This window comes from Sulfuriroseicoccus oceanibius (genome assembly GCF_010681825.2).
Classification (GTDB): domain Bacteria; phylum Verrucomicrobiota; class Verrucomicrobiia; order Verrucomicrobiales; family SLCJ01; genus Sulfuriroseicoccus; species Sulfuriroseicoccus oceanibius.
Map to the genome: position 1 here is coordinate 625,812 of NZ_CP066776.1, position 14,880 is coordinate 640,691.

9 protein-coding genes, 2 tRNA genes and 3 rRNA genes are annotated in these 14,880 nt (G+C 55.3%); 12 read left to right on the top strand and 2 right to left on the bottom strand.

Going from position 1 to position 14,880, the window contains the following annotated elements:
• Positions 1–107: 107 nt before the first annotated feature.
• From G3M56_RS02460 to rlmB, 10 genes are all read left to right on the top strand, one after another.
• Positions 108–2,573 carry an MMPL family transporter gene (locus G3M56_RS02460; RefSeq protein ID WP_164365501.1) on the top strand — a complete coding sequence of 822 codons (2,466 nt, stop codon included), beginning with the start codon at positions 108–110 and terminating at the stop codon, positions 2,571–2,573.
• Between the two features lie 547 nt (positions 2,574–3,120).
• Positions 3,121–4,667, top strand: a 16S ribosomal RNA gene (locus G3M56_RS02465).
• A gap of 206 nt (positions 4,668–4,873) precedes the next feature.
• Positions 4,874–4,949 (top strand) — tRNA-Ala (locus G3M56_RS02470).
• An 84-nt stretch (positions 4,950–5,033) separates the two neighbouring features.
• Positions 5,034–5,110: transfer RNA gene (locus tag G3M56_RS02475), tRNA-Ile, on the top strand.
• A gap of 213 nt (positions 5,111–5,323) precedes the next feature.
• Positions 5,324–8,158: ribosomal RNA gene (locus G3M56_RS02480) — 23S ribosomal RNA — on the top strand.
• A 246-nt stretch (positions 8,159–8,404) separates the two neighbouring features.
• Positions 8,405–8,520: ribosomal RNA gene (gene rrf, locus G3M56_RS02485) — 5S ribosomal RNA — on the top strand.
• Together the 16S, 23S and 5S rRNA genes with 2 tRNA genes alongside form the textbook arrangement of a ribosomal RNA operon.
• 223 nt (positions 8,521–8,743) lie before the next feature.
• Positions 8,744–9,445 carry a LolA family protein gene (locus G3M56_RS02490; protein WP_164365676.1) on the top strand — a complete coding sequence of 234 codons (702 nt, stop codon included), beginning with the start codon at positions 8,744–8,746 and terminating at the stop codon, positions 9,443–9,445.
• Between the two features lie 90 nt (positions 9,446–9,535).
• On the top strand, positions 9,536–10,552 hold the full coding sequence (locus G3M56_RS02495) for a bifunctional heptose 7-phosphate kinase/heptose 1-phosphate adenyltransferase (protein ID WP_164365677.1): 1,017 nt from the start codon (positions 9,536–9,538) through the stop codon (positions 10,550–10,552).
• Positions 10,553–10,613: 61 nt separating this feature from the next.
• Positions 10,614–11,129, top strand: a complete 516-nt coding sequence (locus tag G3M56_RS02500) for a hypothetical protein (RefSeq protein WP_164365678.1) — start codon at positions 10,614–10,616, stop codon at positions 11,127–11,129.
• Between the two features lie 66 nt (positions 11,130–11,195).
• A complete protein-coding gene (gene rlmB, locus G3M56_RS02505) occupies positions 11,196–11,768 on the top strand; it encodes a 23S rRNA (guanosine(2251)-2'-O)-methyltransferase RlmB (RefSeq protein WP_164365679.1) in 573 nt (190 codons plus the stop codon).
• Here the strand turns inward: rlmB and G3M56_RS02510 are convergent.
• Positions 11,765–12,805: an alpha/beta fold hydrolase gene (locus G3M56_RS02510; protein WP_235203546.1), complete on the bottom strand. Its 1,041-nt coding sequence runs from the start codon at positions 12,803–12,805 to the stop codon at positions 11,765–11,767. The genes rlmB and G3M56_RS02510 overlap by 4 nt on opposite strands.
• Positions 12,806–12,834: 29 nt before the next feature.
• Positions 12,835–13,515 carry a metal-dependent hydrolase gene (locus G3M56_RS02515; protein WP_164365681.1) on the bottom strand — a complete coding sequence of 227 codons (681 nt, stop codon included), beginning with the start codon at positions 13,513–13,515 and terminating at the stop codon, positions 12,835–12,837.
• 178 nt (positions 13,516–13,693) lie between these two features.
• Here G3M56_RS02515 and G3M56_RS02520 point away from each other — a divergent pair, with 178 nt between their 5' ends.
• Together G3M56_RS02520 and G3M56_RS02525 are read left to right on the top strand one after the other, a co-directional pair.
• Positions 13,694–14,170, top strand: a complete 477-nt coding sequence (locus G3M56_RS02520) for a hypothetical protein (RefSeq protein ID WP_164365682.1) — start codon at positions 13,694–13,696, stop codon at positions 14,168–14,170.
• A gap of 144 nt (positions 14,171–14,314) precedes the next feature.
• A complete protein-coding gene (locus G3M56_RS02525; RefSeq protein WP_164365683.1) occupies positions 14,315–14,794 on the top strand; it encodes a hypothetical protein in 480 nt (159 codons plus the stop codon).
• Positions 14,795–14,880: the final 86 nt, after the last annotated feature.

Sequence of the window (14,880 nt, forward strand, 5' to 3'; positions counted from 1 at the left end):
AGATTTCACGAAGATTCCGTGGTTTTCGTTCTTGGATTTGCGCTATGGTGCATTTTCGCGTGCAGTCGCCAACGGATTGTGTTGGTTAGCGTGGCCATCTTTCATCTATGTCCTGTTCTCCTCCTATTTGCCGAAAAATTGCCACGGTGGTTTTGTTGTTGTTGGGGGTGGTGTTGGTGTTCGCCAGCATGGGTGTTGGGCGGATCCGATTGGACGGTGATGGCCAGACTGTGCTGCCCGGGGGCTTGCCGGAGGTGGAAGGTCTGAAGTTGTTGCGCAGCGCTTTCGGTAAGCGCGAAGAGATTTTGCTCACCTTGCACAGTGCGAGCGAGGAGACCACCCGAGAGGCCGCTCTTGATCTGACCGCCGAACTCAAAGCGCACGATGGACTCGTCGGTGCGGTAAACGATACGGAGCAATTGCTCACCGAGTTGGAGGGCGGCAATGCGCTCGACCTACCACAGGCACAGCAAGAGGCGGGTGCCGCGTTGCTCGCCTATACGTGGCTCAATAGTAGCGACGAAAGCATGGATGTGCTGGTTCAGCGGTTTCAGCCGGAGGCACTCTCGAAGCATCTTGCGGGGCTCGAAGAAGAACTGCAGTACGGCGAAGTGGAAGATGCCATGCGCATTCAGGCGGACCCACTCGGCTTTCTCGATGTGCGTGAACTCGAGCCGGCGAGTTCGACGTCGGGCACGGTCAACGTTTCCTCCGACGGGCGCTACCGCTTGCTCTCGGTGCGGGCCACCAAGCAAACGATCACCGCGGATGAAGCGGTGGAGTGGGTCGATCGCGTGAAAGTGGTGACAGATGCCTGGGTGTCGCAGCGCGCCGCGAACGATCTGCCGCAAGTAACCCTTAGTATCACCGGCGAGCCGGCGTATTTGCGTGACACGCTTTTCGGGATGCGCCGTGATTTGGGGCGCTCTGTGGTTTCCACGACCGTGTTGATCATGGTGTTGTTTGCGCTTTTTCATCGGCGCTTCATCGCGTTGCTCTGGCTTCTTGCTGCGTTGGCGGTGGTGTTTTTGGTGACGTTGGGTTTGGCGGGCTGGCTGATGCCCAACATGAGTATCCTGAGTATTGGCTTTGCCGCGATCCTGCTCGGGTTGGCGGTGGACTACGGGGTGGTCATCTTTAGCGAGAGTCTGACGGAAAAGCGCACGGCCGGGGTGAAGGATCTGTGGCGAGGGGTGGGGCCGAGTGTGATTTGGGCGGCTGCCACGACCGGCGCGGTGTTCTTCGCGTTGAACTTCAGCAGTGTGCCGGGGATCTCGCAGTTGGGTAGTTTGGTCGCCATTGGAATCGCGGTGGGAGCGATCGTGATGTTGGGCGGCTTTGCCTGGATTTGTTCGCGGTTGAAGCCGGGGCGTCTGCCGTCGGTCAGTCCGTGGAAGCACGTCCGTACCGGTGGTCATAAAAGGTTGTGGGCGTCGCCTCTGATTTTCTTCTCGTGTGCTGTGGTGTTGCTGCTTGGCGGGATGCCGAAGATCGATCGTGATTTCATGGTGCTGCGCGCCAAGTCCAGCGATGCCTTGGACGCTTACCACGAAATGGTGCGTCAGCTTCGCCCTGATAATAAGCCCACAGTCGGCTACGTGATCAGTGCCGATACTCCTGATGCATTGTGGGATGTGCGCCGCGATGCGGTCGAAGATATCGAGCAGGCCCAGGCCGAAGAAAAGGTCGCAAGCTATCGGATTGCGGGGCGCCAAGTTGATGCGGTCAGGCAATTGCTCGGTGAACGTGAGCGCATTCTCGCGAGTCTGCGTGGGACTGGTTTGTTCGACGAGGCCCCGATCCGATTGGCTTCCGCTGTGTTCGATGCGTGGGATGCCATGATCCATATTCGCCCCGAGGCCTTGGAGGCAGGGGCGGTTCTCAACCGGAGCGGCCTGGATCGTGTGTTTGCCCGGCACAATGGCGACAAGGTGGCGTTGCTGGGCTCGGTTGAGGCGATGAATGCGTCGCAGGTGCGGGTTTTCGACTACTCGTGGGCCGATGGGATCCAGAATGACAATCAGTATCTCGCCGGATGGGAGCCGATCGGGCCGGCGGTTTTGACCGTGGTGGGCAAGGACTTCACCAGGGTTTTCTTGCCACTAGGGGTCGTGCTGTTGGTGATGTTGGCGATTGTCTTCCGCGATTGGAAGGACATCGCGCTCGCGCTGGCCGTGATGTTGGGGAGTGGGCTCGCTCTGTTGGCAGTGATGCAGCTGCTCGACCTGCATTGGAATTTCATCAACCTCTGTGGGATTCCGCTTCTCTTCGGTGCGGGGCTCGACTTTACCATCCACATGGTTTTCTCGCTTCGTCGTACCAATGGTCACATGCCGACGGTGCGCCGCGGGATGCGCAAGGCTCTTCTGTTCTGTGCGCTCTCCACGGCATCGGGATTCGGATCGCTCGCGTTGGCCGGCAACATGGGAGTTGCTAGTCTCGGGCGAGTTTGCGCCATCGGGATCCTCTTGATCATGGTCTTTGCGGTCTACTTCCTCCCTGCCTGGTGGCTCGTGATGCACCGTGAACGACTCAAGGGAATGGGTGGCCAGCCGGCCGGTGAAGCAGGCTAGAGCAGACGACTCAGATTGGGATGGGTGTCGCACCCTTGTCTCTGACCGAAAGGCCGCCCTCGGGGCGGCCTTTGTTGTGCCCCGATGACGGACGCATGGGGAGTGAAGCGTGGTCCTACTGCCGTGAACGGGAATTTCTCAGTGCGCTTTGATCGTGTGTACGCTCTTGTGGTTCAGTGCGTTGTGTGGATCATTTGCTGTGAATATGCGAATGAACCTCGCATTTCACCTCAAAATGAGTTGCGGACGGTTTTCGTATGAGTATACTTCCAGCCCGGCCGGAACGAGCCGGACGCGAACGACGCGAAGTCGATCGCCTGCTGCTTCAACGAGAGTTGAGCGAAGGTGATCGTTTTTTATGTCCGAGCGTGTGAGATCTTTTGAAAAGTTGGATTCGTGCTGACCGGAGAGTGTCAGTATGAATTGGAGAAGAAAAGGCTAAAATGTGTACTGTGCGGTGACAAGTTTATCGCACGGGTCTGGCAAGTGGCTGTGGAGCTGCTTGATCGGACTGAAAACTTTTTGGCAATACGCCAATACCAATTTCTTTATGGAGAGTTTGATTCTGGCTCAGAACGAACGCTGGCGGCGTGGATAAGACATGCAAGTCGAACGGGGAATGTGATTAGCTTGCTAAATGCATTCCTAGTGGCGAACGGGTGCGTAACACGTGAGTAATATGCCTCGAAGAGCGGGATAGCCCAGCGAAAGTTGGATTAATACCGCATGTGGCGGAGATGGGATTCCATTTCTTGCTAAAGGTAGGGACCTTCGGGCCTGCCGCTTCGAGATTGGCTCGCGGCCTATCAGTTTGTTGGTGGGGTAATGGCCTACCAAGACAACGACGGGTAGCCGGTCTGAGAGGATGTCCGGCCACACTGGAACTGAGACACGGTCCAGACACCTACGGGTGGCAGCAGTCGAGAATCATGCACAATGGGCGAAAGCCTGATGCTGCAACGCCGCGTGGAGGATGAAGGCCCTAGGGTCGTAAACTCCTGTCACCAATGAGTATGGGTATTATGTTTAATAGATGTAGTATTTGATAGTAATTGGAGAGGAAGGGACGGCTAACTTCGTGCCAGCAGCCGCGGTAATACGAAGGTCCCAAGCGTTGTTCGGAATCACTGGGCGTAAAGCGTATGTAGGCGGCGTGGAAAGTCAGGTGTGAAAGCCCGGGGCTCAACCTCGGAACTGCACCCGATACTCCCACGCTAGAGTAATGGAGGGGAGTCTGGAATTCACGGTGTAGCAGTGAAATGCGTGGATATCGTGAGGAACACTAGTGGCGAAGGCGAGACTCTGGACATTTACTGACGCTGAGATACGAAGGCTAGGGGAGCGAACAGGATTAGATACCCTGGTAGTCCTAGCAGTAAACGGTGCTCGCTTGGTGTGAGAGGATTCGACCCCTTTCGTGCCGGAGCTAACGCGTTAAGCGAGCCGCCTGGGGAGTACGGTCGCAAGACTAAAACTCAAAGAAATTGACGGGGACCCGCACAAGCGGTGGAGTATGTGGCTTAATTCGATGCAACGCGAAGAACCTTACCTGGGCTTGACATGCCGTCGTAGGTCTGTGAAAGCAGACTGTCAATTCGGTTGGACGTGCACAGGTGCTGCATGGCCGTCGTCAGCTCGTGTCGTGAGATGTTGGGTTAAGTCCCGCAACGAGCGCAACCCCTGTGATTAGTTGCCAGCACGTAATGGTGGGGACTCTAGTCAGACTGCCCAGATCAACTGGGAGGAAGGTGGGGACGACGTCAGGTCAGTATGGCCCTTATGCCCAGGGCCGCACACGTACTACAATGCTCAGTACAATGAGAACCGATACCGCGAGGTGGAGGAAATCTACAAAACTGGGCTCAGTTCGGATTGTAGGCTGCAACTCGCCTACATGAAGCTGGAATCGCTAGTAACGGCGCATCAGCTACGGCGCCGTGAATACGTTCCCGGGTCTTGTACACACCGCCCGTCACATCATGGAAGCCGACCGCACCCGAAGTATCGCAACTCGGTCCTAAGGTGTAGTTGGTAACTGGGATGAAGTCGTAACAAGGTAGCCGTAGGGGAACCTGCGGCTGGATCACCTCCTTTCTAAGGAGTAATTTGACCGGTCCGTCTCACGGAATCATCCGGCAAATAGGTCGACGCCTAAGTGCTGCTTGCAGCATAAGTTTGGAAACAAGCTGGCGCAGTCAGGGAAGAAATGAACTGACAACTCACAACCTTGAGTGCGATTTGGAATCGCGCAGTGCACATTTTAGTCTTTACTTCTCCTTCCACAAAAACCGTTTTCCAACGGGGGTATAGCTCAGTTGGTAGAGCGCCAGCTTTGCAAGCTGGATGTCTGGGGTTCGAATCCCCATGCCTCCACCAACGTCTTCAAGTAGCGAGTAGGAAGTAGAGAGTAGGAAGGGAAACCTTGCTACTAGCTGCCAGCTACTAGCTACGCCAAATGAAGGGCCTGTAGCTCAGTTGGTTAGAGCGCGCGCTTGATAAGCGTGAGGTCACAGGTTCAAGTCCTGTCTGGCCCACCATTTATTGAGACGTTGTTGGTTTGAGTGGAACGATGGTGATCCAAAAGAGATGGTTCTTTGATATCTGTATGCAGGATAAAAAGTAATATAGAAATACAATTTCATTGTGTGACAATGATTTCTATCCTGACGTCTAGTAGAAATACTAACAACGGCAAATTTTGTAATGATCCTCCCTTGAGGAGGTGAGTTACTTACTGATCTAAATCAAGAGAACAAGTATATAAGGGCATGCAGTGGATGCCTTGGTACCAACAGGCGATGAAGGACGTGATAAGCTGCGATAAGCCTCGGAGAGCTGCAAATAAGCTTTGATCCGTGGATTTCCGAATGGGGTAACCTGACTGGGATAATACTCAGTCGTCTCTTGCTGAATACATAGGCAAGAGGTCGCAATACCCGGTGAAGTGAAACATCTCAGTAACCGGAGGAAAAGAAAGAGAATCGATTCCGTAAGTAGTGGCGAGCGAAAGCGGAAGAGCCCAAACCAGGAGCTTGCTCCTGGGGTTGTAGGACTCCGATGTGGGATTTCTGACGATAGATTAAGCATCTGGAAAGTTGCGTCATAGAGGGTGATAGCCCCGTGATCGAAATCTGAAGAAACCCTAGGATGTTCCTGAGTAGCACGACACACGTGAAACGTTGTGTGAATCTGCGCGGACCACCGCGTAAGGCTAAATACTAGTTGGTGACCGATAGTGAACAAGTACCGTGAGGGAAAGGTGAAAAGAACCGCTGCGAGCGGAGTGAAATAGAACCTGAAACCGCATGCCTACAAGGTGTCAGAGCCTCTTTATGGGGTGATGGCGTGCCTTTTGCTTAATGAGTCTGCGAGTCAGTGCCAGTGGCGAGCTTAAGTCCTTCCGGGACGGAGGCGTAGCGAAAGCGAGTCTGAATAGGGCGACATAGTCGCTGGCGCTGGACCCGAAGCCGAGGTGACCTACCCATGGCCAGGTTGAAGCTGCAGTAAAATGCAGTGGAGGACCGAACCGATGTGTGTTGAAAAACGCTCGGATGAGCTGTGGGTCGGAGTGAAAGGCTAATCAAACCCGGTGATAGCTGGTTCTCCCCGAAATGCATTTAGGTGCAGCGTTGTGTGCTGACCCACGGGGGTAGAGCACTGAATGAGCTAGGGGCCATACCCGGTTACCAAACTCAATCAAACTCCGAATACCGTGGGGTGAAACACAGCAGTGAGTCTATGGGGGATAAGCTTCATAGTCGAAAGGGAAACAACCCAGATCAGCAGCTAAGGTGCCCAAATACCGCTCAGTGGAAAGGATGTGAGATTTCTTTGACAGTGAGGATGTTGGCTTAGAAGCAGCCACCATTTAAACAGTGCGTAACAGCTGACTCATCGAGAGATCTTGCGCCTAAAATAATTGGCGATCAAGCGGTATACCGAAGCTCTGGATGCTTCTTTTAGAAGTGTGGTAGGGGAGCGTTCCCAACAGCATTGAAGCCCGATGGCGACTGACGGTGGAGTGTTGGGAAGTGAGTATGCAGACATGAGTAACGATAAGACGGGTGAAATCCCCGTCCGCCGTAAACCCAAGGTTTCCTGGGCAACGTTTTTCGTCCCAGGGTTAGTCGGGACCTAAGCCGAGGCCGATAGGCGTAGGCGATGGATAGCTGGTTAATATTCCAGCACCTCCGAACCTTAATCCGCGAGGACGCGGGTGGTGACTGATAATGCCGATTGAAAGTGGCAGAGGGGAAGCTTCGGCTGAACCTACCTTCATGATCCAACCGCCTAGAAAAGTCGCGGGGTACGCTAAGGAGCCCGTACCGTAAACCGACACAGGTGGGTGAGTTGAGTATACTAAGGCGTAAGAGTGAAATCTGGTTAAGGAACTCGGCAAATTGACCCCGTAACTTCGGGATAAGGGGTGCCCCTTTATTGGGGGCCGCAGTGAACCGGGCCAACCGACTGTTTAGCAAAAACACAGCATTGTGCTAAGACGAAAGTCGACGTATACGATGTGACACGTGACCAATGCCAAAAGATTACGGTAAGGTGTTAGCTTTCGAGCGAAGCTCCGAGCCCAAGTCCTGGTGAATGTCGGCCGTAACTATAACGGTCCTAAGGTAGCGAAATTCCTTGTCGGGTAAGTTCCGACCTGCACGAATCGTGCAACGAGTTGGCCGCTGTCTCAACCAGATGCTCAGTGAAATTGTAATGACGGTGAAGATGCCGTCTACCCGCAGAAAGACGGAAAGACCCTATGCACCTTAACTGTACGCTGTTATTGATTTTTCGGTTTCAATGCTCAGCATAAGTGGGAGGCTTTGAAACATATCTTTAGGGATATGTGGAGCCGCCAGTGAGATACCACCCTTTGGTATTGGAAAATCTAACCTCTGACCTTGAATCAGGTAGGGGAACAATGGCAGCCGGTCAGTTTTACTGGGGCGGTATCCTCCTAAAGAGTAACGGAGGAGCGCGAAGGTTGGCTCAGCGCAGTTGGCAATTGCGTTTCGAGTGCATTGGCATAAGCCAGCCTAACTGTGAGACCCACAAGTCGAGCAGATACGAAAGTAGGTCAAAGTGATCCGGTGGTTGAATGTGGAATTGCCATCGCTCAACGGATAAAAGGTACGCTAGGGATAACAGGCTGATTTCGCCCAAGAGTTCATATCGACGGCGAAGTTTGGCACCTCGATGTCGGCTCGTCGCATCCTGGGGCTGGAGAAGGTCCCAAGGGTCCGGCTGTTCGCCGGTTAAAGCGGCACGCGAGCTGGGTTCAGAACGTCGCGAGACAGTTCGGTCCTCTATCTTCTGTGGGCGTAGGAAAATTGAAGGGTTCAAACTCTAGTACGAGAGGACCGAGTTTGACGCACCTCTGGTGCTCCAGTTGTTCTGTCAAGGGCATTGCTGGGCAGCTAAGTGCGGAAAGGATAAGCGCTGAAAGCATCTAAGCGCCAAGCCCCTCCTAAGACTAATTTTCCCTGAAGGATCGTGGTAGACCACCACGTTGATAGGTTACGGGTGTAAGCATGGCAACATGTTCAGCTTAGTAATACTAATCATCCGTTCGACTTGTTCTTCTTGTTTAGATTGGTTTTATTTCTCTAAACATGCGTCAGGAATGACGGGAATCGAAAGACACAAGATTGTGTTTCTTATTACCTCTTCTGCATACAGATATCAGTGAATCACCCCAAGGAGGTTCACTCACACGTCAGCTCAGACTGAGTTGTTCGCGTTGATCTTTTTTCATCAAGTTCTGAAACCAGGCAACTGGTCATCAGATTACCAGCCACGAAACGATTGAATTGGAATCGTGGCTGCCATCTGGTGGCTATAGCACGTTGGTCCCACCCGGTCCCATCCCGAACCCGGAAGTGAAACGACGTTGCGCCGATGGTAGTGTGGCGATAGGCCATGCGAGAGTAGGTCGCCGCCAGAACTTGATGGTCCCCATCTCCGAATAGGAGATGGGGATTTTTTTTGCCCTGAACTCGGGAGGTGAGGGCGGAGGAATGCGCTGGGCGGGGCCGTGTGTGACGGAGGTGGAGAAACAGGTCTGATAGTGGTTATAGGAGTTATGGGGAAGTCACGGGTGGAGAAGTGCGCAAAGGGACGCGCTGTAGCCTTGATTGCTGGCTGGTGAGGGTTAGGTTGGCGGCGTTATGCATGCGAATCATGTTTCATTGGGGAAAGCCACGGTATTGGTTTTGTTGGTGCTTTCTCTTTTCTGCGGTCCGGTCGCCGCGAATCAGGCCGACGCCCGTGAGGTGATGACCGAGTGGATTGCCGCCCAGCAGGAGACCGAAGCTGTGGAGGTAAGCTTTGTGCAGGACCGACGGTTGCGTGGATTGCGTAAACCGATGCGCAGTACCGGCACATTTTGGTTGGTGAAGTCCGGCAATATGCGCTGGCAGATCGGGGATCCGCCAAAGACCATTGCGATCTATACTGACGAAACGGTGACCGTGATCCGTCCCTCCAAAGGTGAGTACAAGCAGCGTCAGCTTGTGGCGACTGAGGAAGGCAGTGAAACCGAGCGGATGTTTTTGCAAACCGGCTTGCCGACCTCTCTTGAGCAGTTCGAGAAGTTCGCTTCGGTTGAAGGGCTCACCGAGGTTGCTGTGAATCCGGCCCTGACGGGTGTGGTGCTGAAGCTCAAGGATCGCAAGGCGGCGTCTGCGGTGGATCGTTTGGTGCTCTACATTGACCAAAAGCGTCAGATGCTTGCGGGCTATGAGATTGCCTTCCGCGATAAGTCGGAAGTGATCACTCAGTTTTCCAAGATCGCGAAGAAGGCATCGATCCCGGCGGATACGTTCACAGAGGATGTGTCGGGCCTGAAGCAGGTCGAGTGGAAGAAGTAGCCTGCTTATCTTTTTTGTGAGAGCCGCTCACTGATCGAGGTGAGTGAGGGGCTCAGATTTTTTGATTCCGCCTGGCGGTAGATTTTCACCATGTCACCTGTATTTTCCAACGACGTTCTCGTCGATGCCGTATCCAAGCTTTCGTCCCTGCGCATTTTGGTGGTGGGCGATGTGATGCTGGATGTGTTTGATTTCTGCAACTCGGCGGAGAGCCGGCCGATTGATTCCGAGAAGCCGGGCAAGCGGGCCTACACTGCGCACGAATCGGTGATGACATTCGGCGGAGCGGGGAATGTGGCGACCAACCTTGCGACCTTGGGAACGAACGCTTCCTTGATTGGGTTGGCTGGCAACGACGGTCATTGGCACACATTGCGCGCGATGGCGGATGAGTTGGCGATCGACCATTGTTTGATCCGTGATTCGTCGCGACCGACGACGACCAAGACGCGTCTGTATATCGACGACGAGTACATTTTGCGTAAGGACCACGAGGCATCACATCCGATTGGGCGTGAGGTCGCGTTGACGTTGGGCAGTGAGGTGGCTGAGCGTTTGGGTGAACTCGATGCAGTGATCCTGAGTGACTATGCCAAGGGGGTGTTTACTCCCGAGCTGGCGTCGAAGATCATCGGACGCTGCCGTGAGGCGGGAGTACCGGTGGTGGTTGATTTCAAGCCGAAGAACCGCGAGCTTTTCAGTGAGGCGGATGTGCTGGCTCCGAACGAGGTCGAGGCCGAGGCATTGCTGCCTGGGTTCAAGGGGACTGATCAGTTGCCCGAAATGGCGCGCAAGCTGCGTGATCAGATCGGCGCCAAGAACCTAGTGGTGACGCTGGGGGCGAATGGAATCTGTGGTGTGGACGCTGAGGGCGAGTTCTTTGCGTTGGCCGGTCACAAGGTGGAGGCGGTGGACGCTGTGGGCTGTGGTGATACCGTGCGGGCGTCACTGGCGATCGGAATGGCGCTTGGCTTGGATTTGATGCATTGCGCCGCACTGGCGAACGCAGCGGCCGCCGTGATCGTGCAGAAGGCGGCAACGGCTACACTGACTGCAGGTGAGTTGCTCGATTTCCTTAAAGCACGCCCGACCGAGAGAGTGGGGTAGATTCTACCGCTGCTGAGATTTCAGAGTTCACAAAGGCGATTGGCCCTAGCATCGTGGCGACATGGGTTCCTCCGATGTGCTAGAGCGGCTGGTGATTGACCCGAGAGCGTATCGGCGTGACTCGGGTTATGATGGCTTCATGGTTATCTGGACGGCGGGTCTTGTTGGCCTTGTGTGGGCGGGGGTGCGCTTGTGGATGACGAACGGCGATCCGACTCTGTGGATCTTTATCGGTTTTACGGGGCTGATTCTTCTGGTCGGGCTCGTGGCGTTTGGTATCGGGCGCAAGCCGATCGTGTTGTCGGTTACGGAGACTCATGTTCAGATTGGGAAGGTTGGCAGCGGAGCTCCGTATCAGATTCCGAAGTGTGCGACGATAGCGCTGACCTTGGAGTGCTATGACGAGGAGTCTGTCTACACGTTGAACTTACTTGAGGAACATGAGGGGTATCGATGCAGCCTCGCGCATGGTGCAAGTAATGAGGAAAAGCAGAGGTTACTCTTTGATGTGGGGGCGTTCTTGGAACGACATGGCGTCAACGTGAGTAAGGTCGACCGCTGGAGGAAGGGGAAATGAGTGCGAGCCGCCGGTTGCGCTTGCATCACCGATTGCGGGGGGCTGGCGGTGGGCGTATTGTCGGGCATGGCCAAACAGCAACGACGTCGATTTGAGCGTGGATCCACTCACGCGGATTTTTCCACCCACCTTCCTCAGATGAGCGAGGCGGAGTTGGTGCGGGCGGTGGAGAAGAATGAATCGGCGTTGGTGTTGGTGCTGGATTGCGTGCAGGACCCTCACAATCTGGGCGCGTGTATGCGCTCGGCGAATGCGGCTGGGGCGATTGCGGTGGTGATCCCGAAGGACAAGTCGGCAGGGCTGACAGATGTCGCGCGTCATGTGGCGAGCGGAGCGGCAGAGCACACGCCGTTGGTCGCGGTGACCAATTTGTCCCGCACGATGGACAAACTAAAGGATGCCGGGATGTGGTTTGTTGGGACCTCGGATCGTGGTGAATCCTCGATTTACGAGATCGACATGCGCGGGCGCACTGGGATTGTGATGGGGATGGAAGGCACGGGCATGCGCCGCTTGGTTTCCGAATCCTGCGATTACCTGGCAGTGATTCCGATGGTTGGCCAGGTCGACTGTTTGAATGTGTCGGTGGCTACCGGTGTGTGTTTGTTTGAAGCGGTGCGTCAGCGGGGAGCTAACTAATCGTTTTGGCTCGCTGCGGGGCTGGATGATTCTAGAAGTTCAAGCTGGGCGTCGAGCCAATGACAAGTGTCGTCGATGACGCTCTGGCTGACGTTGTCGTAAAGCAGCAGGTGGTGGCCTTCCGGGTAGTCGACGTGGGTGGTGAGCTGGTCTGGCAAGGCGTCGACAAAGCGCTGAATGTCGTCTGGATTCATGACTACGTCCTTGTGGCCTGAGAGAACCAATGTGGGGGAGGTGATGCGTGGCGCGCGTGGGATCATGCCATTGACCATGCGGCCGACGGTGGCGATGAAACGGAGGGAAAACTCCGATACGAGCCACGGGGTTTGTTCGCTGCTGGTGTGTAACGAGGCGTCACTGGTGACCATCATCTCCTCTGGGGACTGGCCGCTTAGGTCGGTGAATGGGAGTTGGTAGCGGGGCAGCATCAGCGCGCCGATCTGCAGCGCCAGCTGCTTTGGCAGGCTGATCTTTCCTTTGAGGGTGACCACAGGGGAGGCCAGCATTAGACCGGCGATGCGTTTGTCCGGCTCGGGCAGAGAGGTGAGCGAATGGACAGCGATCAGAGCGCCAAGACTCTCGCCGAAAAGGAAGACGGGGGTGTCAGGGTGTGATTGGCGGGCAAGGGCGACGAAGGTGTGGAGATCGCGCTTCCAATCGCTGGTGCGGCGGATATCCCCGATCCTTCTTGGTTCGGGGTCGTTGCCTTGGCCGCGCATTTCATAGGCCAGTGTGGTGACCCCTTGTGTGGCGAACTTCTTGGCCAATGTGTCGAAGTCGCGTGTCGAGCCGTTCAGTCCGTGGACGGCGACTACCAGAGCCCGTGTAGCGCTGCGCTCAGCCTTCCAATATCGGAAGGGAAAGGTCGCACCGTCGAAGCTGGTCCATTCGAGTTGGTCGAAGTTCATCATCGGACGGTGCTGGTGGGACTCGGTGGTTGTCGGGGATGGGCTTACGGACGCGGCCGTGGTGCATCCGGTGGCCGCCGTCAGAAGGACGGTGGCCGTTGTGAGCAAACGGATGACACGAAGCAACATAAGGGGACGAGGGATTTCGGGGGCGCTGGTTAGAGCTCGATCGTCTCACCGATACTCGGTAGGCGGAGTCTGATGCCAGCGTTGTGGAACATGCCCACCGCATTTTCGTGGTCGAGCATGATCGGTGGGAAGGTATCGTAATGCGTACCGATCACATAGTCGACCCCTACCATCGATGCGGCGCGGACAGCATCGCCCACGCCCATGGTGAATGTGTCGCCGATGCAGAGGGCTGCCCACGTGAGTTTGGTGGATTCGGCGATCAACTTCATGTCGAGCGTGAGTGCGGTGTCGCCCGAGACGTAGAAATTGCCGTCGTTGGTTTCGATCACGAACCCGCCGGGATTGCCGCCGTAGGTGCCGTCGGGGAGTACGCTGCTGTGGATGGCGTTGACGAACTTAACCTTGCCGAACTCGGTGGTGCAACTGCCTCCGTGGTTGAGCGGTTGGGCGTTCTCGATGCCTTTGGCTCCGTACCAAGTCACGATTTCGAAGTTGGCGATGAGCTTGGCTCCGGTGCGCTTGAGGATGGCCTCGGCGTCCGCCACATGGTCCTCATGACCGTGGGTGATGAGCACATAGTCGGCTTCAATGGAGTCGACGTCGATGTCTGCTGCGAGCGGGTTTGGAGAAATGAATGGATCGAACAAAACCCGGCAACCGTCGATTTCTACCAGGAAACAGGAATGACCGAAATAAGTGAACTTCATAGTCCCGCCATGGTGACTCGATTTGGCCGCCCGCGGCAAGACTGGATCGCTGGGATTCCGATCGAGTCCGTGAGGGCTGGCGGGCGTAGAAGTCCGCTGTCGATATTATGGAAATTATAACCGTTAGGTGTCGTGTTTTTAGCTTTTCGAGGGTCTTGTTGGCCCGTAGCGTGCCAGCATGAAAAAGCTCGCATATTTTCTGACTGTTGTGGCTAGCATGATGATGCTGCCTGTTTCCGCGCAAGCGGCTGGTGAGGCGGAGTACGTGGCGATTGCCGAGAAGGCGGCGGTTGTGTTTGGCAAGGTGGTGGATCAGCTGGTGACCGTGAAGGATGATGCATCCGCGGATGCTGCGGTGGCGGCGATTGAGAAGATCACCAAAGACGATGTGGCGGCGATTGCCAAAGAGGCCAAGGGGATGAAGAAGCCATCACCTGAGATCAACGAGGCGGTGGAGAAGGCGATGGAAGGGAAGATGCAGGCCCACTTCATGCGGATGATGCCAGTGATGATGGAGTTGCAGCAGAAGCCAGAGTTGATGGAGAAGCTGGACGGAGCGATGCAGGGGTTCAGCGATGCGATGGAGAATGCCTTTGGTGGCTGGGATGACGGCGCGGAAGATGCTCCGGCTGAAGAAGCGAAGGAGGCTGCGTAAGTTCAGCTGCAACGATAGATTTTCAGAACTCCTGCAGGTGATGTGATGCCTGTGGGAGTTTTTCTTTTTCGAGAGGAGAGAAATAATGGGATCGGGGTGCACAATTTGCTTCCCGTAGCATGCGGAGGCTCCTACTTTGCGGGCATGAAAAAACTCGCATACCTCCTTACCGTGGTGGCTGGCGTGATCGCGCTGCCACTTTCCGCTCACGCTGCTGACCAAGCGGATTACGAGAAATTGGGGGACAAGATGGTCGCGTTGATTGGTAAGATGGTCGACCAGGTGGAGTCGGTGACGGACGAAGCGACTGCGGACACCGCAGTGGCTGCGATTCAGAAGTTGGCTAAGGAGGAAGTGCCTAAGATTTCCGAGGAAATGAAGAAGCTTGGCAAGCCGTCGGCTGAGATCGAAGAGGCGATGAACAAGAAGCTTCAGACTCAGATGGAAGGTCACATGACCCGCATGATGACTGCCATGATGAGCTTGGCACAAAAGGATCCAGCTGCGATGCAGAAGCTGCAGGGCGGCATGGAGAGCTTCTTCAATGCGATGCAGGAGAGTGATCCTTGGGAAGGCAAAGAAGCCGATGAGGCTCCAGCTGAAGAAGAGAAGGAAGCTGCGTAACGCGCCTCTCCAACGATTTACATCAACGTATCCCGCAGGTGTTCCGGTGCCTGCGGGATTTTTTGTGTTTCACTCCGTTCGTCTGA

What these genes read in the sequence shown, in the direction of transcription:
- rlmB (WP_164365679.1), top strand. Translation starts at nt 11,196, where the DNA reads ATGGCCAAACAGCAACGACGTCGATTTGAGCGTGGATCCACTCACGCG.
- G3M56_RS02460 (WP_164365501.1), top strand. Translation starts at nt 108, where the DNA reads ATGTCCTGTTCTCCTCCTATTTGCCGAAAAATTGCCACGGTGGTTTTG.
- G3M56_RS02515 (WP_164365681.1), bottom strand. Translation starts at nt 13,515, where the DNA reads ATGAAGTTCACTTATTTCGGTCATTCCTGTTTCCTGGTAGAAATCGAC.
- G3M56_RS02490 (WP_164365676.1), top strand. Translation starts at nt 8,744, where the DNA reads ATGCATGCGAATCATGTTTCATTGGGGAAAGCCACGGTATTGGTTTTG.
- G3M56_RS02525 (WP_164365683.1), top strand. Translation starts at nt 14,315, where the DNA reads ATGAAAAAACTCGCATACCTCCTTACCGTGGTGGCTGGCGTGATCGCG.
- G3M56_RS02495 (WP_164365677.1), top strand. Translation starts at nt 9,536, where the DNA reads ATGTCACCTGTATTTTCCAACGACGTTCTCGTCGATGCCGTATCCAAG.
- G3M56_RS02510 (WP_235203546.1), bottom strand. Translation starts at nt 12,805, where the DNA reads ATGTTGCTTCGTGTCATCCGTTTGCTCACAACGGCCACCGTCCTTCTG.
- G3M56_RS02500 (WP_164365678.1), top strand. Translation starts at nt 10,614, where the DNA reads ATGGGTTCCTCCGATGTGCTAGAGCGGCTGGTGATTGACCCGAGAGCG.
- G3M56_RS02520 (WP_164365682.1), top strand. Translation starts at nt 13,694, where the DNA reads ATGAAAAAGCTCGCATATTTTCTGACTGTTGTGGCTAGCATGATGATG.